Origin of the sequence: Parvimonas oralis (assembly GCF_047608425.1) — a bacterium.
Lineage (GTDB): Bacteria > Bacillota > Clostridia > Tissierellales > Peptoniphilaceae > Parvimonas.
This window is the reverse complement of the sequence record NZ_JBLKRS010000005.1, coordinates 64,802-88,468: the sequence shown is the minus strand read 5'-3', so window position 1 is coordinate 88,468 and position 23,667 is coordinate 64,802. Positions and strand designations below refer to the sequence as shown.

At 29.8% G+C, this 23,667-nt stretch carries 21 protein-coding genes and 2 tRNA genes; 21 read left to right on the top strand and 2 right to left on the bottom strand.

The features are described 5' to 3' along the window. Positions 1 to 6 precede the first annotated feature (6 nt). The 3 genes from ACMX2D_RS06200 (at position 7) to ACMX2D_RS06190 (ending at position 688) form a co-directional block, all read left to right on the top strand. Positions 7 to 80: transfer RNA gene (locus ACMX2D_RS06200), tRNA-Trp, on the top strand. 208 nt (positions 81 to 288) lie between these two features. Then, positions 289 to 364: transfer RNA gene (locus ACMX2D_RS06195), tRNA-Phe, on the top strand. 147 nt (positions 365 to 511) lie between these two features. Continuing rightward, complete coding sequence (locus ACMX2D_RS06190; RefSeq protein ID WP_414973171.1) at positions 512 to 688, top strand: HTH domain-containing protein; 177 nt, start codon at positions 512 to 514, stop codon at positions 686 to 688. 41 nt (positions 689 to 729) lie between these two features. On the opposite strand, the gene ACMX2D_RS06185 is transcribed toward ACMX2D_RS06190, so the two are convergent. After that, positions 730 to 1,986, bottom strand: coding sequence for a helix-turn-helix domain-containing protein (locus ACMX2D_RS06185; protein WP_414971165.1), 1,257 nt, complete (start codon positions 1,984 to 1,986; stop codon positions 730 to 732). Positions 1,987 to 2,435: 449 nt separating this feature from the next. On the opposite strand from ACMX2D_RS06185, the gene argF reads away from it, so the two are divergent. From argF to brnQ, 10 genes are all read left to right on the top strand, one after another. Further along, entirely contained in the window at positions 2,436 to 3,428 is a 993-nt protein-coding gene (argF, locus tag ACMX2D_RS06180; RefSeq protein WP_009448841.1) for an ornithine carbamoyltransferase, read from the top strand. 9 nt (positions 3,429 to 3,437) lie between these two features. Continuing rightward, entirely contained in the window at positions 3,438 to 4,373 is a 936-nt protein-coding gene (arcC, locus tag ACMX2D_RS06175; protein ID WP_414971166.1) for a carbamate kinase, read from the top strand. 9 nt (positions 4,374 to 4,382) lie between these two features. Continuing rightward, entirely contained in the window at positions 4,383 to 5,318 is a 936-nt protein-coding gene (locus tag ACMX2D_RS06170; RefSeq protein ID WP_009448731.1) for a DMT family transporter, read from the top strand. A gap of 145 nt (positions 5,319 to 5,463) precedes the next feature. Then, the gene (locus ACMX2D_RS06165) at positions 5,464 to 6,132 is read left to right on the top strand and encodes a nitroreductase family protein (protein ID WP_414973170.1); all 669 of its coding nucleotides are present in this window, start codon (positions 5,464 to 5,466) and stop codon (positions 6,130 to 6,132) included. A gap of 11 nt (positions 6,133 to 6,143) precedes the next feature. Then, a complete protein-coding gene (locus tag ACMX2D_RS06160) occupies positions 6,144 to 7,283 on the top strand; it encodes an Mbeg1-like protein (RefSeq protein ID WP_414973169.1) in 1,140 nt (379 codons plus the stop codon). A 122-nt stretch (positions 7,284 to 7,405) separates the two neighbouring features. Further along, on the top strand, positions 7,406 to 7,816 hold the full coding sequence (rpsL, locus tag ACMX2D_RS06155) for a 30S ribosomal protein S12 (protein WP_414973168.1): 411 nt from the start codon (positions 7,406 to 7,408) through the stop codon (positions 7,814 to 7,816). Positions 7,817 to 7,948: 132 nt separating this feature from the next. Next, the gene (gene rpsG, locus ACMX2D_RS06150; protein WP_269752467.1) at positions 7,949 to 8,419 is read left to right on the top strand and encodes a 30S ribosomal protein S7; all 471 of its coding nucleotides are present in this window, start codon (positions 7,949 to 7,951) and stop codon (positions 8,417 to 8,419) included. Between the two features lie 39 nt (positions 8,420 to 8,458). Then, complete coding sequence (fusA, locus tag ACMX2D_RS06145; protein WP_414973167.1) at positions 8,459 to 10,534, top strand: elongation factor G; 2,076 nt, start codon at positions 8,459 to 8,461, stop codon at positions 10,532 to 10,534. A gap of 20 nt (positions 10,535 to 10,554) precedes the next feature. Beyond that, entirely contained in the window at positions 10,555 to 11,748 is a 1,194-nt protein-coding gene (gene tuf / locus ACMX2D_RS06140) for an elongation factor Tu (RefSeq protein WP_414971170.1), read from the top strand. A gap of 272 nt (positions 11,749 to 12,020) precedes the next feature. Beyond that, on the top strand, positions 12,021 to 13,304 hold the full coding sequence (brnQ, locus tag ACMX2D_RS06135) for a branched-chain amino acid transport system II carrier protein (protein ID WP_414973166.1): 1,284 nt from the start codon (positions 12,021 to 12,023) through the stop codon (positions 13,302 to 13,304). A gap of 143 nt (positions 13,305 to 13,447) precedes the next feature. Here brnQ and gpmA read toward each other — a convergent pair whose 3' ends face one another. Further along, positions 13,448 to 14,191 carry a 2,3-diphosphoglycerate-dependent phosphoglycerate mutase gene (gene gpmA / locus ACMX2D_RS06130; RefSeq protein ID WP_414971172.1) on the bottom strand — a complete coding sequence of 248 codons (744 nt, stop codon included), beginning with the start codon at positions 14,189 to 14,191 and terminating at the stop codon, positions 13,448 to 13,450. Between the two features lie 131 nt (positions 14,192 to 14,322). Between gpmA and ACMX2D_RS06125 the strand changes: the two genes are divergently transcribed. The 8 genes from ACMX2D_RS06125 to ACMX2D_RS06090 all read left to right on the top strand — a co-directional run bounded on the left by ACMX2D_RS06125 (position 14,323) and on the right by ACMX2D_RS06090 (position 23,559). After that, positions 14,323 to 15,180, top strand: a complete 858-nt coding sequence (locus tag ACMX2D_RS06125) for an ABC transporter permease (RefSeq protein WP_414973165.1) — start codon at positions 14,323 to 14,325, stop codon at positions 15,178 to 15,180. After that, complete coding sequence (locus ACMX2D_RS06120) at positions 15,174 to 15,962, top strand: ABC transporter permease (protein WP_414973164.1); 789 nt, start codon at positions 15,174 to 15,176, stop codon at positions 15,960 to 15,962. Before ACMX2D_RS06125 ends, ACMX2D_RS06120 begins: the two co-directional genes overlap by 7 nt. Then, positions 15,949 to 17,037, top strand: a complete 1,089-nt coding sequence (locus ACMX2D_RS06115) for an ABC transporter substrate-binding protein (RefSeq protein WP_414973163.1) — start codon at positions 15,949 to 15,951, stop codon at positions 17,035 to 17,037. Before ACMX2D_RS06120 ends, ACMX2D_RS06115 begins: the two co-directional genes overlap by 14 nt. 215 nt (positions 17,038 to 17,252) lie before the next feature. After that, a complete protein-coding gene (locus tag ACMX2D_RS06110; RefSeq protein WP_009448768.1) occupies positions 17,253 to 18,689 on the top strand; it encodes an APC family permease in 1,437 nt (478 codons plus the stop codon). Positions 18,690 to 18,796: 107 nt separating this feature from the next. Beyond that, positions 18,797 to 20,116 (top strand): M18 family aminopeptidase, encoded by a 1,320-nt coding sequence (locus ACMX2D_RS06105; RefSeq protein WP_414973162.1) that lies wholly within the window; start codon positions 18,797 to 18,799, stop codon positions 20,114 to 20,116. After that, the gene (locus tag ACMX2D_RS06100) at positions 20,116 to 20,496 is read left to right on the top strand and encodes a hypothetical protein (protein ID WP_414973161.1); all 381 of its coding nucleotides are present in this window, start codon (positions 20,116 to 20,118) and stop codon (positions 20,494 to 20,496) included. The genes ACMX2D_RS06105 and ACMX2D_RS06100 overlap by 1 nt, the downstream gene beginning before the upstream one ends. A 164-nt stretch (positions 20,497 to 20,660) precedes the next feature. Continuing rightward, a complete protein-coding gene (locus ACMX2D_RS06095; protein ID WP_414971177.1) occupies positions 20,661 to 21,836 on the top strand; it encodes an iron-containing alcohol dehydrogenase in 1,176 nt (391 codons plus the stop codon). A gap of 469 nt (positions 21,837 to 22,305) precedes the next feature. Continuing rightward, positions 22,306 to 23,559 (top strand): ABC transporter permease, encoded by a 1,254-nt coding sequence (locus ACMX2D_RS06090; RefSeq protein WP_414973160.1) that lies wholly within the window; start codon positions 22,306 to 22,308, stop codon positions 23,557 to 23,559. The last annotated feature ends 108 nt before the right edge of the window (positions 23,560 to 23,667 follow it).

The window sequence follows — 23,667 nt, the reverse complement described above, 5'->3', positions numbered from 1 at the left end:
TACTGTAGGGGTATAGTTCAACGGTAGAATGTCGGTCTCCAAAACCGCTGATGAGGGTTCGATTCCTTCTACCCCTGCCATTTACATAATATTTACAAAAATAAAAAAATAATATGCCCAGATAGCGAAAGTCGGTATAAGAGAGTAACCAAAATATCGAGATGAAATCGAAGATGTTTTGAGTTAATATCTTAGTCTAGTGCGAAGCACGAGAGAATGAGCTATCTAAAAATTGAAATAAAAGAAATTGAAAAAAATGTTAAAAATTCGAAAAATTGAATATTATATGCCCAGATAGCTCAGTCGGTAGAGCAGAGGACTGAAAATCCTCGTGTCGGTGGTTCGATTCCGCCTCTGGGCACCAGATCTGTAATTCGAGAATTCTGTTACGGATTGCTATTATTTTCCTGCTGATGCAGGATTTTTTTTGTCTATTTTTAGATAATTTTTTATTTTAATTTAATTGTTCTGTATTTAGGGTATAAAATCTTATAAATAAGGAGGTATTAAAATGGAATTAAGTGAAAAGATTATTGAATTATTAAAATCTTCAGAAGCTCTTAAAGGTGGAGAAATTGCCGAAAAATTAGGAGTTGAAAAGGCAGATGTGGATAAAGTTTTAAAGAAATTAAAGGCTGAAGAAAAAATAATTTCTCCAAAGAGATGTTATTATTCTGTTGAAAAATAGAAAGAGTCGTTGATTTAATTCAACGACTTTTTAAAATTTAACTAAATTTCTCTATCTTGTAGTTTTAGATTTTTTCTAAATTCTGTAGGCAACATTTTTTGATATTTTAAAAAATTTCGATTAAATGTTTTAACGGTATTATATCCGACTTCAAATGCAATATCTGTAATTTGCATATCTGTTTTTAATAATAGTTTTGTGGATTTGTTAATTCGTACAAAATTTAAAAAACTTTTAAAATTTTTCTCTACATAGTATATAAACAATCTATTCAGTTCAGTTATAGATATTGAGAAGTTTTTACATATACTTTCTATATCAATATCTTCACTTGAATTTTTGACTACATAGTTAAGTATTCTGTAGAATTTTCTGATATTTTCTATTTGACAAATTTGAGATACTTTATTGAAAGTTTGTCTGTACTTATTAGGATTTTGACCTGTTCTTGCTGTAAAAACTTTTGAAAGGTGAGAACGATCGGAAAATCCGGTTATTTCTGCTATTTCTTCTATATCTAAATCTGTATATAGTAACATATCCATAGTTTTTCCGACTCTCATTTCATTTATTAAGGTGTTAAAGGAAAGTCCGGTTGTTTCCTTTACATATCTATTTATGGTTGATTCACTCATGAAAAATAGTTTTGAAATAGTGGAAATTGTAAGTTTTTCGCTTAAATGGGCATGGATATATCTAAAAATATTTATTTTATCAAATTTTTCATCCACTTTTCTTATCTTATTAGTGTCTTCATCCTGCATTCTTCTGTAAGTTATAATCAAGTCAATTATTTTATTTAAGACATAAGCTGAAGATATGGGGTTTTCATTTTTATTATATAATGTTGAATCTTCACCTAATTCATCTCTTAGCATATCAAATATATTTGAAAAATATTCGAATTGCTCATCAGTACATTGAATTACCGGATTATCGTAAAATGAATTTATTAAACTTAAATTTTCCGCATCTACATTGTAAAATGATTTTATTATTTTATTAGCGCTATCAAAATTATATTTTAGAATAAAATATTGTATAGTCTTTGAAACTTCAACAACTTCAGTATATTCCCAAGGTAGAATACAAACTAAAGTCCTGTCTTTTATTTCGTAGATATTATTTTGTATTCTCATTTTTGCAGTACCTTTTTTTATCAATAAAAACCTGGCAGACTGATGAAAAAGACCTTTTGTCGGGGATGAAATTATCTCTCTATCAATACTATACATACTCTCTTCATTTATATATGAATTAGCTCTGTTTTGTATTTCTATTCCTTTTTGTTTAGTCATAAATACTCCTGTTATAAAATATTTTCTATGTACATTATTAGTATAAATCATAATCTAGTTTATGTAAAGTTTAAGAGGTTAAAATATATGTCTTTTTTTAATATAATATAAAATTATTTTCAATATTATAAATATTTAATTTTAAAATAGTTTATATTCAAATAATTAATATTAATCAAGGGACAATTTATAATATATTATTTGTAAAATTGTGTTATATTTTTCATTAAGATAAGACAATAATTATATTTTTATTAAATGATTTTATATTAATTCATTTTTGAAAAATACTAAAAACAACAAATCTATTAAGACTATACTTATAGAATAAATAGAAAGTAATACAAATTTTATTAAATAAAATGTCCGAAATTTTTTAATGAATATAGTATAATAATGGTGTAGGGGTACAGTTACTGTACCAAATATATATTCAAAGGAGAATTGTTATGAGCAAAAACTTAAGAGGAAGAAATTTCCTAACATTATTAGACTTTACAAGTGATGAAATTCGTTACCTTTTAGATCTTTCAAGAAATTTTAAAGATTTAAAGAGAAGTGGAACTCCTCATCGTTATTTAGAAGGGAAAAATATAGTATTATTATTTGAAAAAACTTCAACAAGAACTCGTTGTTCTTTCGAAGTTGCGGGAATGGACTTAGGTATGGGAGTTACTTACTTAGATCCGGGTTCTTCACAAATGGGTAAAAAAGAATCTATTGAAGATACTGCAAGAGTTTTAGGAAGAATGTATGACGGTATTGAATACAGAGGATTCAGCCAAGAATTAGTTGAAACTTTAGGAAAATATGCAGGAGTACCTGTATGGAACGGTTTAACTGACAAATTCCACCCAACTCAAATGTTAGCTGACCTTTTAACAATTGAAGAAAAATTCGGATACTTAAAGGGATTAAACTTTGTATATATGGGAGATGCAAGAAACAATATGGGTAACTCACTTATGATAGCTTGTGCTAAAATGGGTGTAAACTTTACAGCTTGTGCTCCAAAGGAATTATGGCCTGAAGAAGAATTAAGAGAAAAAGCATTAGAAATCGCTAAAGCTACTCATTGTACTGTAAGCTTTGAAGAAGATGTTAAAAAAGGAACTACAAATGCTGATGTAATCTACACAGATATTTGGGTTTCAATGGGTGAACCGGACGAAGTTTGGGCTGAAAGAATTAAATTATTAAAACCATACCAAGTAAACAAAGAAGTTATGGCAAATGCTAAAGAAACTGCTATCTTTATGCACTGCTTACCTTCATTCCATGACCAAAAAACTGTTATCGGAAGACAAATTTTTGAAAAATTTGGTATTCCTGAAATGGAAGTTACTGATGAAGTTATTGAAGGACCTCAATCAGTTGTATTTGATGAAGCTGAAAACAGAATGCATACTATAAAAGCAGTTATGTATTCAACTTTATGGTAAGAGGTACAAATGGGAAAGAGAATAGTTGTAGCTTTGGGGGGTAATGCTTTAGGCAATACCCCTTTAGAGCAATTAGAGAAAGTTAAAATAGCTGCCGATATAATTTCAGATTTAGTTAAAGATGGCAATGATGTTATAATCGGACATGGAAATGGACCTCAAGTAGGAATGATTAATCTGGCTATGGATTATTCAGCAAATGGTAAGGAAAAAACTCCTTTAATGCCTCTTGTTGAATGTGGAGCTATGAGTCAAGGATATATTGGATATCATTTACAACAAGCTTTAGGTCAAGCGTTTAAAGAAAAAGGAATAAATAAAACTGCTGTTTCCGTTGTAACTCAAGTTGAAGTTGCAGAGGATGATAAAGCATTTGAAAATCCAACTAAACCTGTTGGAATGTTCTATACAAAGGAAAAAGCTGAAGAACTTGAAAGAGAAAAGGGCTTTACTTTTGTTGAGGATTCAGGAAGAGGATATAGAAAAGTTGTTCCTTCACCAAAACCATTACACATTGTTGAAATTGACGCTGTTAAGAAAATGGTAGATGCCGGGCTTGTAGTTATAACAGTAGGTGGCGGTGGAATACCTGTTGTTAAGAAAAATGGAAAACTAGTAGGAATTGATGCGGTAATTGATAAAGATAAATCAAGTGCTGAACTTGCATCAGAACTAGATGCTGATTTCCTTTTAATTTTAACTGCAGTTGACAAAGTTTGTATTAATTTCAACACACCTGAACAAAAAGAATTAGATGAAATCACAGTTGAAGAAGCTAAAAAATACATTGAAGAAGGTCAATTCGGAAAGGGAAGTATGCTTCCTAAAGTTGAGGCTTGTTTGGATTTTGTAAATGGTTCAGAAAACAGATGTGCCATCATTACTTTGCTTGAAAAAGCATCAGATGCTGTAAAAGGTCTTACAGGAACTAAAATAGTTAAGTAGGAGGACATTTTGAACAATATTTCACATAGAACAAGCTTTTTGGCAAAAATTGCGCTTTTTATTGTAGCTATTTTATGGGGAACTTCTCTTACGGTAGTTAAAAGTGCAGCGGATGTATTTAAACCTAATTTTATTTTAGGTATTAGATTTACCATAGCCGGAATTATCTTAGCAATTATTTTTCATAAAAAATTGTTTAAAGCAAGAAAAGATGAATTGACAGCCGGAGCTATAATTGGAGTATTTTTATTTGTTGCTTATTCAAGTCAAACACTTGGAGTTACTTTTACAACTCCGGGACGTAGTGGATTTTTATCAGCATCATATTGTGTAATTGTACCGTTTTTATATTGGATAACAAATAAAGTTAGACCTGATAAATTTAATGTGTCTGCTGCAATATTTTGTATAATCGGAATATTCTTTATAGCTATGGCAGGAGAGAGCGGTTCAATTTTTAATTCAAGTTGGACAGCGATTTATGGAGATGCACTTGCACTTTTAAGCGGAATTTTATTTGCTTCACATATAGTAATGGTTACAAAACTTGGAGTAGGTAAAGATCCATTTGTACTTACAATAATGCAATTTTTAGTATCAGGTGTTTTATCTTGGATAACTACTTTTGCTTTAGAAAATAATGCAGGAATGCAAATTACATTAAGACCTATGCTTGAAGTTTTATATCTTTCTATAATGTGTACTGCAGTTGCATTATTATTACAAAACTTAGGGCAAAAATATACAGATCCAAGCAGTGCAGCTATAATTTTAGGTTGTGAGTCGATTTTTGGAGTTGCATTACCTGTTGCACTTGGAATTGAAAGTTTAACTGTTAAATCAGTTATAGGTTTTGTTCTAATTTTTATTGCTATAATAATTTCAGAAACAAAATTATCTTTTATATTTAAAAAGAAAAGCGAAGAAGCTGAAAATAAAATTTAGAAGTCTTAGGACTTCTTTTTTATTGAAATTTAATGAAAACATTTCGAAAGATGGTTAGTTTTATATTGACTTTTATACTTTCGTATGTTACTATAGAAACAAATTCGGGGGGCAGTATGTGCCCTTTTGTTATATAGGGGGAAATATGAATTTTGATAAATTTGTAGAAGAAAGACATTCCGTAAGAGCATATCTTAAAAAAGATATAGAACAAAATTTAATAAATGAAATAAATAGAGATATAGAAGAATACAATAATATTGGAGATTTGCATATTCAATTCATTACAAATGAACCGAATGCCTTTGGAAAGAGTATTTTGGCAGATTTTGGAAAGTTTAGAAATGTTAATAACTATATTGTAATGATTGGGAAAAAATGTGATAATTTAGATGAAAAGATTGGATATTTTGGAGAAAAATTAGTTATAAAAGCTCAAAGTTTAGGGCTTAATACCTGTTGGGTTGGAGGAACATATAGTAAGAAAAATGCTAAATATGATATAAAAGAAGATGAAAAACTTGTATGTGTTATAGCTATAGGATATGGAGAGACAAACGGAAAGACAAGAAAACTTAAAAGTATTTCTTCAGTTGCAAGTAGTGATGTAGAAATGCCTGATTGGTTTTTAAAAGGAGTAAGATTTGCTCTACTTGCACCTACAGCCTTAAATCAACAAAGATATAAAATTATTCTAAAAGATAATAAGGTAGATATAGTTTCAAAAATGGGATTTTATACAAAGGTTGATTTGGGAATTATTAAATACCATTTTGAACTTGGAGCAGGCAAAGAACATTATAGCTTTGAATAATAGGAGGAAATATGTTTAATATTGATGTTTTTTTAATTTTAAACTGTATAATTTATGTTCATAATTTTGAAAAAGATGATGTACAAGAAAAAATAGTAGGTAAAAATATTAATGAGATATTTGATTTTATTAGGAATAAAAAAGATGAATCTGGAAATTACCCAGCAGGAATAGATGAAGAAGAATTTTTAAATATTTTAAATACAGTTGACCATAATAGAAAAATTTATGAAAAAATAAAAATAGTAGATGTTGATAACTCGGTCTATGGAAATGCTTCCGGTAGTTATAGAGTTGTAAATGTGAGTTTTCAGTTTGAAGATAATTTAATTATAGTTTACAAGGGTACTGCAGGAGATTTTGAGTGGAAAGATAATGTAGAAGGAACGTATAATATAACAGATACAAAGCAACAAAGAAGAGCTTTAAGCTATTTTGATGAGATGGTTGAAAAGTTTCCGGATATAAATAAAATTTATGTTTCAGGTCATTCCAAAGGTGGAAATAAGGCTCAATACATTGGAGTTCTACGGGGAGATATGTCCAAACTGAAAAAAGTATATTCTTTTGATGGGCAGGGATTTAATGAAAATTTTCTAAAAAAATATAATAAAGAAATAGAGTTCAATAAAAACAAAATTTTTAATATTTGTAATGAATATGATTATGTTAATATTTTAATGCATTCAGTATCGAATAAGATTTTTATAAAATCTACTACAAATATTGGAAATGAAGATACCAGATATTCTAAAATAGTTCATATATTAGGAGGGGTTCATTCTCCATACTCAATGTTTAAAAAAGAAAATGGAATTTTAACTTTAAATGAAGTTGTCGAACAGAGTGAAATTATGAAAAATTTTGAAAAACTTTTTGAATACTATGATGCAAATATGGATGAAGAAGATAATAAATTCATGTATTATAGAATGTCCTTGTTAATGATGGATTCAGGAAAGGAAGTTTTTGGAGTTGAATGTCCAATTTCACCAAAAGGCTTTTTTAAAAGATTTACAAAACTTACAAGGGAATTTACAAAGAATGAAAGTGACCTTGATGCTTCGGAAATAACAAGCCTATTTAAACCCATATTATCGGATATAGGTTCAATAATAATAAAGGGGAAAATTTCTGAAAATAGCAGATAAAAAAATATTAAAAAACTTAAAAAAATATTGACATTTGTATATATAAATGTTAGAATATTTAGGTACATTTAATAATGTATAGTTATGTGCATTTTTAGAAAAAAATTTAAGGAGGTGAAGAAATGCCAACTATTAACCAGTTAATTAAACAAGGAAGAGAAAAAGCTGTTACTAAATCAAAAGCACCAGCATTAAGTTTTAATTTTAATACACTTAAAAAGAGAAGTACTGCTAGTGAATCACCACAAAAGAGAGGTGTATGTACAGCTGTAAGAACTGTAACTCCTAAGAAACCTAACTCAGCGTTACGTAAGGTTGCAAGGGTTAGATTAACAAACGGAATGGAAGTTGCAGCTTATATTCCAGGTATAGGTCATAACCTTCAAGAACACAGTGTTGTGCTTATTAGAGGGGGAAGAGTAAAGGACCTTCCAGGGGTTAGATACCACATTATCAGAGGTACATTGGATACTGCCGGGGTAGCTAACAGAAAGCAAGGAAGATCTAAATATGGAGCTAAAAGACCTAAATAATTAAACTGATGTGGCAGAAATGTTTTATTAATTAGAGTTTAACTTTATAATACATACATTTGTGTGCTTATCAGCAAAGAAAAATCGCTGAGTACCAGTGATACTACTAAATATGGTAAGGAGGGAAGAAAGGTGCCAAGAAAAGGACATGTTCCAAAGAGAGAGGTAATGCCGGATCCGATTTATGGAGATGTGGTTGTTACTAAACTTATAAACAACATTATGCTTGACGGAAAAAAAGGAACTGCTCAAGCTATCGTTTACGGTGCATTTGAAATCGTAAAAGAAAAGACTGGCGAAGAACCAACTGAAGTTTTCAGAAAGGCTCTTGAAAATATAATGCCTGTTTTAGAAATTAAAGCAAGACGTATAGGTGGTGCAACATACCAAGTACCTATTCAAGTTAGACCGGAAAGAAGACAAACTTTAGGTTTAAGATGGTTAGTAACTTACTCTAGAAATAGAGGAGAAAAAACTATGAAAGAAAGACTTGCTAAAGAAATTTTAGATGCTGTAAATAACACAGGAGCAAGTGTTAAGAAGAGAGAAGACACTCATAAGATGGCTGAAGCTAACAAGGCTTTTGCACATTACGGATTCTAATATAGGATTTTTATTTAAAAGGAAAGGGGAAATGCTATTGTGGTAAGACAATATTCACTTGAAAACACAAGAAATATTGGTATAATGGCGCATATCGATGCTGGTAAGACAACAGTAACAGAAAGAATGCTCTATTATACAGGAAAGATCCACAAAATAGGTGATACTCACGAAGGTGCTGCACAAATGGACTGGATGGAGCAAGAAAAAGAAAGAGGTATCACTATTTGTTCAGCTGCTACAACTTGTGTATGGAATGATACAAGAATTAACATCATTGACACTCCAGGACACGTTGACTTTACTGTAGAAGTTGAAAGATCTTTAAGAGTTCTTGACGGCTCAGTTGCACTTTTTGATGCAAAGAGCGGTGTAGAACCACAATCAGAAACTGTTTGGAGACAAGCAGATAAATATGGCGTACCACGTATTTGCTTTATAAATAAAATGGATGCTACCGGAGCTAATTACTATGACTCTATCGAAACTATTAAAGATAAGTTAAAAGCTAATCCGGTTCCTGTACAAATTCCTATTGGAGCTGAATCAGAATTCGTAGGAGTTATTGACCTAGTTACAATGGGTGCTATTATTTATAAAAACGACTTAGGTACAGATATAGAAGAAATAGATATTCCGGATGCTTACAAGGATAAAGCAGAAGAATATCGTCAAAACTTATTGGAAGCATTAGCTGAAACAGATGAGTTTATTATGGAAAAATATTTAGAAGGAGAAGCTATTTCACCAACTGAATTAAGAGAAGCTATTAGAAGAGCTACTATTAATCTATCAATAAACCCGGTACTTTGTGGTTCAGCTTATAAAAACAAAGGGGTTCAACCTCTATTAAATGCTATCGTGGCTTATATGCCATCTCCATTAGACATTCCTTCAATTGAAGGTGTTGATGATAATGAACAACCTGTAGAAAGACATGCTTCAGATGAAGAACCTTTTTCAGCATTAGCATTTAAAATCGTAGCTGACCCATTTGTTGGAAAGCTTGCATATTTCAGAGTATATTCAGGAACTTTAGAAGCAGGTTCTTATGTATATAACTCAACAAAGGGCAAAAAAGAAAGAATTGGTAGAATTCTTATGATGCATGCTAACAAGAGAGAAGAAGTTGACAGCGTATCAGCTGGAGACATCGCAGCGGCAGTAGGTCTTAAAGATACTACAACTGGAGATACTCTTTGTGATATGAATAGCCATGTAATTCTTGAAAAAATGGAATTCCCTGAACCGGTTATTTCTGTTGCTATCGAACCAAAAACAAAAGCATCTCAAGAAAAAATGAGTATAGCTTTACACAAATTAGCAGAAGAAGATCCTACTTTTAGAACTTATACTGATGAAGAAACTGGTCAAACAATCATTTCAGGAATGGGTGAATTACACTTAGAAATCATCGTTGACAGACTTTTAAGAGAGTTCAAAGTAGAAGCTAATATAGGTAATCCACAAGTTTCTTACAGAGAATCTATTTCTCAAGGTGCAGAAGCTGAAGGAAAATACATCAGACAATCTGGTGGTAGTGGACAATATGGACACTGTAAAATTAAAATTGAACCTCAAGAAGCTGGTAAAGGCTTTGAGTTTGTAAATAATATCGTAGGGGGAGCTATTCCAAAAGAATATATCGGACCTGTTCAAAAAGGTATTGAAGAAGCAACTCAAGCAGGTGTACTTGCAGGATATCCTGTTTTAGATGTTAAAGTTACTTTATATGATGGTTCATACCATGAAGTTGACTCATCTGAAATGGCATTTAAGATTGCTGGTTCAATGGCATTTAGACAAGCAGTATCAAAAGCTGCTCCGGTTCTTTTAGAACCAATGATGAAAGTTGAAATAACAACTCCGGATGAATATTTAGGAGATGTTATGGGAGATGTTTCATCAAGAAGAGGTAGAATCCAAGGGATGAATCCTAAAAATGGTGTTCATGTACTTGATGCATTTATACCTTTAGCTGAAATGTTTGGATATGCAACAGACTTAAGAAGTAATACTCAAGGTCGTGCAACATATTCAATGCAATTCGATCATTATGAAAAAGTGCCTCAAGCAATTGCAGAAAAAGTAATTGGCGAGAGAGCAAAAAAATAGATTAGGAGGACTTTAGTAAAATGGCTAAGCAAAAATTTGAAAGAACTAAACCACACGTTAATATCGGAACTATTGGTCACGTTGATCATGGTAAAACTACTTTAACTGCAGCTATCACTTTAGTATTAAATAAGAGATTTGGTACTGGTGAATTCGTTGATTATGCAAATATTGACAAGGCTCCAGAAGAAAGAGAAAGAGGAATTACAATTTCAACTTCTCACGTTGAATATGAAACAGCTAACAGACACTATGCACACGTTGACTGCCCAGGACACGCCGACTATGTTAAGAACATGATTACAGGTGCTGCTCAAATGGACGGAGCTATCTTAGTAGTAAGTGCTGCTGACGGTCCAATGCCGCAAACAAGAGAACATATCTTACTTGCAAGACAAGTAGGCGTTCCTAGAATTGCTGTATTTTTAAATAAAGAAGACCAAGTTGATGACCCAGAATTAATCGAACTTGTTGAAATGGAAGTTAGAGAATTATTAAGTGAATATGAATATGATGGAGATAACACTCCAATCGTAGTTGGTTCAGCTTTAAAAGCTCTTGAAGATCCAGATGGAGAATGGGGAGATAAAATCGTTAAATTAATGGAAGAAGTTGACGCTTTCATTCCTGAACCAGTTAGAGATGTTGACAATCCATTCTTAATGCCAGTAGAAGACGTATTCTCAATCACAGGTAGAGGAACTGTTGCTACAGGTAGAGTAGAAAAAGGTAAAGTAAAAGTTCAAGATAACGTTGAATTAGTAGGTTTAACTACTGAAAGAAGAACAGTTGTAGTAACTGGTGTTGAAATGTTCAAGAAGATGTTAGATGAAGCTGCTGCCGGAGATAACATCGGTCTATTATTAAGAGGTGTTCAAAGAAACGAAATCCAAAGAGGACAAGTTCTTGCAAAACCAGGTTCAATCAACCCACATACTAAATTTGAATCAGAAGTTTACGTATTAACTAAAGAAGAAGGTGGAAGACATACTCCATTCTTCTCAGGATACAGACCACAATTCTACTTCAGAACAACTGATGTAACTGGTAATATCCAATTAGAAGAAGGAGTAGAAATGGTTATGCCTGGAGATAACGCTAAATTCATAATCGAATTAATTACTCCAATCGCTATTGATGAAGGTTTAAGATTTGCCATCAGAGAAGGCGGAAGAACAGTAGGATCAGGCGTTGTTACTAAGATTTTAGCATAATTAAATTTATGATTTTAAAAGGGAACTTTGTAGTTCCCTTTTTTGTTGTAAAAGGTGTAAATCATATTATTGTAATTCTTTTTATTAATTATTAGCAATTAGTAAACAAAATTTTTTTACAATAAACTTTATTTATTTTTAGTTTTATATACTTCATATTATAAAATAAATTAGAAAAATTAAAGATAATTTTTTTAGTTGCCATACCTTGCATGTTTTTTTATTTTATGTTAATATTACTTACGAAATCGTTTTTTACTTTAGGAGGGATTATGAAAAAAGAAGTAAATATAATATTTGTAATAGGTTTTAGCTTATTTGCAATGTTTTTTGGTGCCGGAAACTTAATATTTCCAACATATTTAGGATATACTTCCGGTTCGTATTGGTTTATAGCTTTTATTTTATATATGGCTGCAGATGGACTTTTGGCAATGATATCACTTTATTGTGTATTTTCTTCTGGTGGTATCACAGAATTTGTAAAACCTTTAGGAAAATATTTGGGGACAATAATTTTAGTTTGCATATCACTATGTATAGGACCTTTAGTTGCAATACCTAGAACAGGTGCAATTACATATAATTTGGGGGTTGCAAACTTTGGATTTAACAGTTTAATTATAACGACTGCAGTATTTTTTACTATTACATATTTTATTTGTATAAAATCTGAAAAAATAGTTGACTTTATTGGAAAATATTTAACACCTGCATTACTTGTATTTTTAATTATTATGATTATCACAGGTATAATTTATCCTGTTGGAAAAATCCAACCCGGAGAAGATTTACAAAAAGTAATGTATGAATCATTTTTAAATGGTTTTCAAACACTAGACGGACTTGGTGCAGGACTTTTTAATGCGGTTATAGTAAATGCTTTAGTTTTCTATAAAATTAGGAAAGAAAGAGAGAAAAAAGTAATATTGTCTTCTTCTATTATAGCTTTTATTTGTTTAAGTATTGTTTATGGAGGACTTTGTTTCTTGGGTGCAAGTTCAAAATTAAATGTTGAAGGTGCAAAAAACGGTACAGTTATCTTACTTAATTTTACTAATGCATTATTCGGACGTACAGGTATTTTAATGCTTTCAGTTATAGTAATTTTAGCTTGTTTAACAACTTCAGTTGCACTTACTGGTGGAGTTTCTGAATATTTTGCAGAAATAATGCCAAAAATACCTTATAAAATTTGGGTTATGATTGTTTGTTTTGCAAGTTTTATATTCTCCTGTCTTGGAGTAGATGCAATAATAAAATTGGCAGTTCCACTTTTATTTACATTGTATCCACCAATAATTATATTAATTTTGACAAGTTTATTGAGAAATAAAATTGCTTGTAATAAAGCTATAAAATACTCCGCAATACTTTCAATAATTATCGGATTTATAACTGTTTTGAATGACTCTTTCGGTATTTTAGGATTTATAAAATTATTACCACTTAGTTCTTTAAGTTTTGGTTATCTAATCCCTGCAATAATTGTTTTTGTTATTGTGGCTATATTTGAAAAGAATAGTAAAAATAATATTGATGCTACAAAGGCATAATAAAATTATATTAAAAGATTAATAAATAAAAAAGCAACAAGTTACATTGTTGCTTTTTACTTTTACAATATTCGAATAAAGATAGTATTGATAAAATTAAAAGGTTGAGGATTTTTCTCTTCAACCTATTTTGTTGGAATATTTTATTTTTTCTTTGCTTGATTTGCAACAGAATTTATCTTTGCATTTATTACATCTTGATTTCCTAAATAGTATTTATCTGTAACTTTAAAATTGTCATCAAATTCATAAACTAAAGGAATTCCTGTTGGAATATTTACAGAAATAATCTCTTCATCTGTTAAATTATCTAAATATTTAACTAATGCTCTTAATGAGTTTCCATGTGCAGTTATTAGAACTCTTTTTCCGTCCAACATATCCTTTTTTATAACTTCTTCATAATAAGGAATAACTCTTTCGATGGTATTTTTTAAACTTTCATTATAAGGTAATTCACTTTTATCGACATTTCTGTAAGGTTCTTGATTATGAGGACATCTTTCGTCATCCTTATCAAGTGCAGGAGGTGGTACATCAAAGGATCTTCTCCAAAGTTTCACCTGTTCTTCTCCATATTTTTCAGCAGTTTCAGCCTTGTTTAATCCTTGTAATGCTCCATAATGTCTTTCATTTAATTTCCAAGTTTTTATAACAGGTAACCACTGTCTGTCCATTCTTTCCAAAACGATATTTAAAGTGTTAATAGCTCTTTTAAGATATGAGCAGTAGCATACATCAAAATCGAATTCATTTTCCTTTAAAGAAAAACCGGCTTCATTTGCTTCGATAACACCCTTATCTGAAAGACCTACATCAGTCCATCCTGTAAACAAATTTAATTTGTTCCATTCACTTTCTCCATGTCTTATTAAAACTAATTTCATTTTTAAAAACTCCTTTAATTTTTCTTATATTAATTATATTATAAAAACTAAAACTTTACAAGAAAAAAACTTGTCTAATAACCTTTTTGATGATAAAATAATAGTTGGATTTATTTATTTTTGGAGGAAATATGTTAAGAAAACATTTATATAGAATTAGAGCAATGCCATATTTGTTATGGACGACTTTGTTTACGATAGTGCCTTTGATTTTTATAATTTATTATTCTTTTAAAGTTAAAGATGAAAATTTTGTTTTTACTTTGGATAATTACAAGAAATTTTTCACACCGACCTATGTGAAAATTATTTTTGTGTCTTTAAAATTATCCTTGATTTCAACTTTTTTATGTCTAATTTTAGGCTTTCCTGCGGGACTTTTTTTAAGCAGAATAAAAAGCGAAAAGCGAAGAAATATCTTTGTTTTACTATTCATTATGCCTTTATGGACTAATTTTTTACTTAGAACTTACTCTTGGATGAGTATTTTTAGAGAACAGGGAATTATAAATCAAATGCTTATAAATATCGGAATTATAGGAAGTCCGATAAAATTTTTAAACAACAACTTTGCAATTATTATAGGAATGATTTACAACTTTTTACCTTTTATGGTACTTCCAATATATACTGCACTTATAAATATCGACAAAGAATATATTGAATGTGCTAAAGATTTGGGAGCAAGAGGAAAAGATTTATTTTTAAGAATTATTTTTCCATTAAGCTTTAAAGGTGTTATTTCAGGTTGTATTATGGTTTTTATGCCTTCCGTTACAACCTTTATAATTTCTGATCTTCTTGGTGGAAGTCAGAATATGTTGGTTGGAAATTTAATTCAAAGAGAATTTTTACAGGCTAGAAACTGGGAAACCGGTTCAAGTATTTCCTTAATTATGATTTCTATAATTTTTGCAAGTCTTATGATTTTTAAATTGTTTATAAATAAATCAGAGAGTGAATTTGTAGAAGGATTTAAAATATGGTAAAAAAACATACGGGGAAAATTTATCTATTTTTATGTTATATATTTTTATATATGCCAATTATATTTATGATGGTGTTTTCCTTTAATGAATCTAGATATAACAATGCTTTTACAGGTTTTAGCTTAAAATGGTATGCAGAGCTTTTTAAGGACGAATCCGTTATGAAAGTTTTTTTTCAAACACTTATCATAACAGGTATTGCGACTGCCTTTGCACTTGTAATCGGAACTCTTGGAGCTTGGTCGATATATAAGTCTGTTAGTCCAAAGCTTAGAAGTTATTTTATAAATGTAACTTATCTTCCACTTATACTTCCTGATATTGTAATCGCTATTGGAATGATAATACTGTATGTGTTTTTCAAATTTAATTTCGGATATTTTACGATAATTTTATCTCATATAATATTTAATGTTCCATTTGTAGTCTTTGCAATTTTACCTAAATTATTGACTTTCGATAAAAGTCTTTATGATGCGGGAATGGATTTGGGGGCAAGACAGTTTCAAGTATTTAAAAGAATTGTCTTACCACAGTTAATACCTAATTTAATTATAGGGGCATTGGTTTGTATAACTATGTCCTTAGACGATTTTACCGTTAGCTATTTTACTTCCGGAAACGGAGTTGCAACACTTTCGGTAAAAATTTATTCAATGACTAAAAGGGGAATTAGTCCAAAAATAAATGCATTGTCAACATTGCTTTTTGCAATAATAATTTTAATTTCAACAATAACATATATATTTAAAAATAAAGGGGAAAAAAATGAAAAAATTTAAGAATTTATTAGTATTACTATTAGTTTTAGTTGCAACTGTATCTCTTACAGCTTGTGGAAAAAATGATAAAAAAGAGGAGAAAAAAGAAGAAAAAACAGAACAAAGTACAGAAAAGAAAGTTTTAAATGTAACAAATACAGATCTTTTTATAGATCCTGAAACAATCAAAGAATTTGAAAAAGAATATAATTGTAAAGTAAATTACACATTTTTTGAAGAAAACGAAGAATATTATACAAAATTAAAAAGTGGTGCCGAAAAATATGATGTAATCGTAGCAAGTGACTATATGGTTGACACTATGATTAAAGAAAATATGTTGGAAAAACTTGATAAAAATAAAATTCCAAATATGGAAAAAGTAAAAAAAGAATATAGAAATTTAGTTTTTGATCCTACTTTTGAATATTCAGTTCCATATACTATTGGAAATATCGGAATTGCTTATGATAAATCAAAACAAGAAAAAGTTGACAGTTGGGCTGACCTATGGAGTGAAAAAAACAAAGGTGAAGTTGTAATGTTGGACGGAAGCAGATTTACAATGGCAATAGCAATGATAAAAGAAGGTATTGATCCTAACTCAACAAAAGAGGAAGATATTCAAAAAGCAAAGAACTCTTTAATAGCACAAAAGAAGATAATTAAAAGTTATGTAGGAGATGATAAAGCAAAGGATAACCTAATTTCCGGAGAATCAAAACTTACTTGTATCTGGGGCGGAGAAGCACTACTTGCAAAAGATGAAAATAAAAATGTAGAATTTGTTTTCCCTAAGGAAGGAGCAATATTTATCTTTGATAACTGGGTAATTCCAAAGGTTTCAGAAAATAAAGATTTGGCAGCTAAATTTATCGACTTTATGTCAAGACCGGAAATTTCCGCAAGAAATTGTAATTTTGTAAAATATGGCTCACCGATAGATGGAGCAAGAGAACTTATGGACGAAAGTTTAAAAAATAGTGATATAGTATTTCCTAAAAAAGAAGTTTTTGAAAAGGGATTCATACTAAAAGATTTAGGCGAATCAAATGAAAAATTACAAGATGCTTGGACAGAAATAAAAGCAAAATAAATATGATAAAATATTATAATCAAAAGACACTGCAAGGTGTCTTTTGTCTTTTGCTGAATTGTGATTTACAGAAACGATAGAGTGAAGTGATAATATTTTTAGATTAAAAACAAAACGTTATCCTGTTCTTAAAACCTTTGACAAGAAGGTATAAATTTGGTATACTGTGTTTGGCTAAGAATTTAGCTAAAAATTTATATTTTAGGAGGATGAAAATGGAAGTTTCCGAAAAGAAAATTAAATGGCAGTCCCTTGTATTTATGTGTTTCTCAACACTTTGGGGATTTGGAAATGTTTTAAACGGTTATATTTACTTTCATGGTACTCAAGTAATATTTTCTTGGATACTAATGTTTGCATTTTATTTTATTCCGTATGCACTTATGGTTGGAGAACTTGGTTCTACATTTAAAGATTTAGGTGGTGGGGTAACATCTTGGATTCAAGAAACTACTAACTCTAAATTAGCTTACTATGCAGGTTGGACTTACTGGGCAGTACATATTACTTATATTGCCGGAAAAGGTTCAGGTGGTCTTAAGGCTTTAAGTTTTATGATTTTCAGAGACGCTAAAGCATATGACAGTATTCCTACTATCTATGTTCAATTAGCTACTTTTGGTGTTTTATTATTATTCTGTTATTTAGCATCAAGGGGTTTAAGTCCTATTAAGAGATTAGCAACACTTGCAGGTTCAAGTATGTTTGTTTTAGGTATTTTATTTATTCTTATGATGTATGCTGCACCTGTTATCAATCCAAATGGTGGATATTTAAAATTAAATTTCGCTTGGAATAACTTATTCCCTAAAGTTGACTTAAACTATTTAAGTAGTTTATCAATCTTAGTATTTGCAGTTGGTGGTATTGAAAAGATTTCACCTTATGTAAATAAAATCGAAGGAGATTCTGCTAAAGAATTCCCTAGAGCTATGATGTTTGCAACTTTAATGGTTGTTATCAGTGCTATCTTCGGAACAGTTGCTATGGGACTTATGTTCGATATCAACGAAATTAATGCAAGTAAAAAAGCATTTGACTCTTATGCAGCAAATGGTGCTTACTGGGCATTCCAAAAATTAGGACAATACTATGGTGTTGGTGATTTACTATTAATCATCTATTCAGCAGCTAATACTGTTGGACAATTCTCAACATTATTAATCAGTATAGATGCTCCTTTAAGAATGTTATTAGAAGACCCTAATGCAAGTCAATATATCCCAACAAGATTGTTAAAGAAGAACGAAAGAGGAGCTTATGTAAATGGTATCGCATTAGTTGCAATCCTTGGTGGAGCAATCATATTAGCTCAATCATTTGTACCGGGAGCTACTACAGTTCTTAGACAACTTACTCGTCTTAACGGTGTAGTAATGCCGATGAGATATATGTGGGTATTCGTAGCTTACTTTGCTCTTAGATATGGTAAAGAAGAACTTGACAGACATTATAGATTTACTAAAAATAGAGGAGTTGGATTATTCTTTGGTGCTTGGTGTTTCTTAGTAACATTAGCTTGTTGTTTATTAGGTATGTACTCAAAAGACCAATTCGAAATGGTATTAAAGATTATAACTCCAGCAGTTTTAGTTGCTTTAGGTTTAATCTTACCGGTTCTTAGAAAAAGAGAAGATAATAAAAAAATGTAGATTATAAAGAAATAAAGGAACTTTGGTTCCTTTATTTTCTTTGAAATATATTTTATGATTTTAAATAAAATAAACAGGGTAAATTTAAAATGATAGGAGGTATTGATATGAATAATATTGAAATTTCAAAAGAATTATTAACTTTTATTGATTCAAGTAAAAGTATGTTTCATACTGTTGATACAATGAAAAAATATTTTGATAAAGCCGGTTATACATTTTTACCGGAAAATGCAAAATGGGAAATAAAAAAAGGTGGAAATTACTATACTACTAGAAATAACTCAAGTATATTAGCTTTCCAAGTTGGAGAAGAACTTAGCGATTACCATTTCCAAATTACAGCCGCACACAGCGACTCTCCAACATATAAAGTTAAAGCTGTTCCTGAAATGGATGCACCGGGAGAACATTTAAAATTAAATGTTGAAGGTTATGGTGGAATGATTGACTCAACTTGGTTTGATAGACCTTTAAGTCTTGCGGGTAGAGTTTTAGTTAGAGAAAATGGAAATATTGTAAATAAATTATTCTATATTGATAAAGATATTTTAATGATACCAAATGTTGCAATTCATTTAAACAGAGAAATAAATAACGGTTATGCTTACAATAAACAAGTTGATTTATTACCTTTATTCTCAGCAGGAGAATTAAAGAAAGGTGACTTTGACAAAATGATTGCAGAAGAATTAGGTGTTAAAGTTGAAGATATAGTTGCAAAAGATTTATTCCTAGTAAATCGTCAAAGACAATGTATCTGGGGATACAAAGATGAATTCGTTTCAACTCCAAAACTTGATGACTTACAATGTGCATTTACTTCAATGAAAGCATTTTTAGATGCTAAAAATCCAAAGGCAATAAATGTTTGTGCTGTTTTTGACAACGAAGAAGTTGGCTCAAACACAAAACAAGGTGCAATGTCAACATTTATGAAAGATGCGCTAAAGAGAATTAATGCTTCTCTTGGATTTGGAACTGATGAATATCATCAAGCAGTTGCAAAATCTTTCCTAGTAAGTTGTGATAATGCTCATGCTGTTCATCCAAATCATCCAGAACTTTATGATCCAACAAATAGAACTTTTATGAATAAAGGTATCGTTATAAAAGAAGCTGCAAATCAAAAATATACAACTGACGCTTTCAGTAGAGCAGTATTTTTAGAAATTTGTAAAAAAGTAGATGTTCCTACACAATACTTTGCAAATAGATCAGACAAAGTTGGTGGTTCAACTCTTGGAAACTTATCAAATATTCAAGTTAGTTTACATGCTCTTGATATTGGGGTTGCACAACTTGGAATGCACTCAAGTTTTGAAACTTGTGGAATTAAAGATACAGGATATATGGTTACTGCATTAAAAGAATTCTTCTCAACAAATATTAAAATTGATTGTGCTGACGGAGTGATTTTTGAATAATGGCAAGAAGAATTACACCAAAAGAAATGTCAGAAGATAAATCAAAGATATCTTTGACAGGATTAACCATAATTATGATGGGAACTTTGTTTATATATTTTTTATGGGCTGTTATAAATAATAAATTTTTAGTTAATTTCAGTATTGATGCATTAGTTGGAGTAGTTGCTCTTGTAATCCTTGTTAGAAATCTAAAAATAAAATATGATACTATAAAAAAATACACGAGTGAAAAACAATTTATGATTTTAGATGTAATAGCTTTTACTCTATGCTTTTTAATAAAAGTTGTAGTAAAAATTCCTTTCGACTTTTCTTTAATCATTTTGTTAATTTCACATTATGCAACAAAGCAAATATTTAATAAAATAGTAAAATAAGGCATGGTGTATTGTTTTTACAGAATAAAAATTAGAGAGGATTGTTTTAAATAATTCTCTCTTTTTGTTTTCTCAAGTTAAAATAAGGGTATTCTTTAACTAGATATAGAGGAGAGGTAAAATTAATTTAGAAGTATTAAAAATAAATTTAAAGGAGGATTTTTATGAAACCATTTATTTACAATATTCCTGTTAAGGTATATTTTGGAGAAGGACAACTTTCCAATCTTGGAAGAGAATTGTCAAAATATGGAAAAAAAGTTTTGTTAACTTACGGAGGAGGTTCCATTAAAAAGATAGGACTTTATGATGAGGTTATAAAAGAAATAAAAGGTGCAGGACTTGAAGTTTTTGAACTTTCAGGGATAGAACCTAATCCTAGAATAGAATCTGTTAGAGAGGGTGCTAGAATATGTAAGGAAGAAAATATTGATGTGGTTCTTGCTGTTGGTGGAGGCTCAACGATTGATGCCTCAAAATTTATTTGTGCCGGAGCAAAAGTTGATTTTGACCCATGGGATTTTCTTGATTTAGAAAAAAGAGCAAAAATAGAAGATGCATTGCCTCTTTTAACTATATTAACACTTTCAGCAACCGGTTCTGAAATGGATAATGATGGAGTTATTTCAAACCTTAAAACAAATGAAAAATTAAGCAATGGTTCAATGTGTATGTTACCAAAAGTTTCATTTCTTGATCCTAAAAATACTTACAGTGTAAGTGAGTATCAAACTGCTTGCGGTTCAGCAGATATTTTAAGTCATATCCTAGAAGTTTATTTTACAACAGAAAATGATTTGTTTATGCTTGATTGTGTTATGGAAGGTCTTATGAAAACAGTTATAAAATATGCTCCGATAGCAATGAAAGACCCTACAAACTATGAAGCTCGTGCTAATTTAATGTGGACATCTTCCTGGGCAATAAACGGTTTTATAAATGGAAGTAAATCAACTGCATGGAGTTGTCACCCAATGGAACATGAACTTTCAGCTTTTTATGATATAACTCATGGACATGGACTTGCAATATTAACTCCACGTTGGATGCAATATTGTTTAAATGATGAAAATATATACAAATATGTTCAATTTGGAGTTAATGTTTTTGGCATAGATAAAAATCTTTCTGATAGAGAAATTGCAGAAAAAGCCATTGAAAAACTTTCAGAATTTTTATTTAATGACTTAAAATTACAAAGCACATTAAAAGATGTAAATATTAATGATGAAAATTTTGCTATTATGGCTAAGAAGGCTTGTAAGGGAAAAGAAAGTATAAAAGGCTTTAGAGAATTAACACCTGAAGATATAGAAAATATTTATAGAATGTGTTTGTAAAATTTTAAAAATAATTAAATAAGAACCCCACCCTTCCTCGATGCTTCGCATCGGGTGGGTACCCGGGAACCTTGTTGTTTCACAATAAAAACTCATCTAACATGCTTAGATGAGTTTTTTTATACAATTTTCACTTATGCTTATGTAGTATAAAAATGCTTTATCTTTTTTTATACTGCTACAAGAATATAGAATTAAAATTGAAAATAGAAATACATTTTTTAATATTTTTTCATAATTAAAAGCTACATAAATAATAAGAACGATATTTTAAAATTAAAATTATACAATCTCAAATTATCTTACTATATGATATAATTTTATTTTATGTCAATATATAATATGAAAAATACTAGTTATTATATTTGACAAAAAATAACAATTATGATATTCTCGTAGTAACGATTTACCTAGAAGAGAAAGTAAATAGATAAATTATCTTTTGACGTTTTTACTTTGGGAGGTATCTATGTGTAGATTATTTTTTAAATATTTTATAAAACAGAAGAAAAATATTATATTACTTATTATGATTATAATTTTGGGATTGGGGACATCATCTTTAAAAAATTTTGAAAATAACAAAACTAATAAAGAAAAAATTGAAAGATGCAAAAGGAATATCGAAGAATATAAAAATGAACTGGAGCATTACAAAAATGAACTTGAAAAGGATAATATCTCAGAAGAAGATAAGGAATTAATAGAAGAATATCAGAAAATTATCCCTAAATATATAGAAGAAAGTAAAGAATACATAAAAAGCATTGAAAATTCAAATTGGCAGTATTTATATGATGACAGTTTTAAACATCTCAAAGATCCCGAAGGAAGATTTGCTTCCATTCAAATAGGTGATAGCTATAATGTAAATGAAACAACTATAGAAATTACATTTGAAACTTTAACATATCTAAAAAAGCATAATATTCCTTCAGCCCCTCCTTTGTTTTTGCAGAGAACAGAATTTGATCAACCGAGATCTTCTGAAGAAAATAAAGCTCTTGACTATTATAGCAAAAAGACTTTAATAGGAACTTCACATAGATTATGGGATTTTTTTACAAATAATTTAGTATTAATCTATACTTTTATAATTGTTGTAACTTTTGGAATTCTATTTTCAAAGCTGGAGGAAAGTCAAAATAAAACTATTAGATTTTTAAAGACATCGGGGGCAAGTAAATTTAGGATTGTATCGTCGGGACTTTTCACAGGTGGAATTTTAACTATTATACTTGGATTGTTGATACCTGCAATATTTTTTGGAATAGAATTTCTAATAAGCGGTTCGTCATCTTTTAAATATCCGATAACAACTTATATTGTTAAAAGTGATTATTTTTCACTTATGAGTTTTGAATATAAGATTGTTCCAATATCTGATGTTTTAACAAAAAGTTTGATTTTGTTCTTGCTCTATGGACTATTTATTTTCCTATTTACAAGTGCAATTTCAACTTTTGTAAAATCAAGTGTAAAATCCGTTATTTTATCCTTTGGGCTTATAGCGACTTTACAGATATTTAATAAATGGTATAATCCATTTTCATATTGGAGAGTTGGAAAAATCGCTGACGGAAGTATAAATATTTTATCTAAAACTATTACTTACAGTTTTGATAAATCTTGTAAAATTTTAGTAATTGGAATTTGTATTTTAACCATTTTATTAATTTGTTTAGCTTTTATTCAAGATAAAATAACTCGAAAATATGTATAATATTTGACAAAAAATAAAAATTGTGATATTCTCGTGGTAACGATTTACCTAGAAGAGAAAGTAAATAGATAAATTGATTTTCTGAAATGTATTTTATATAAAATGTTT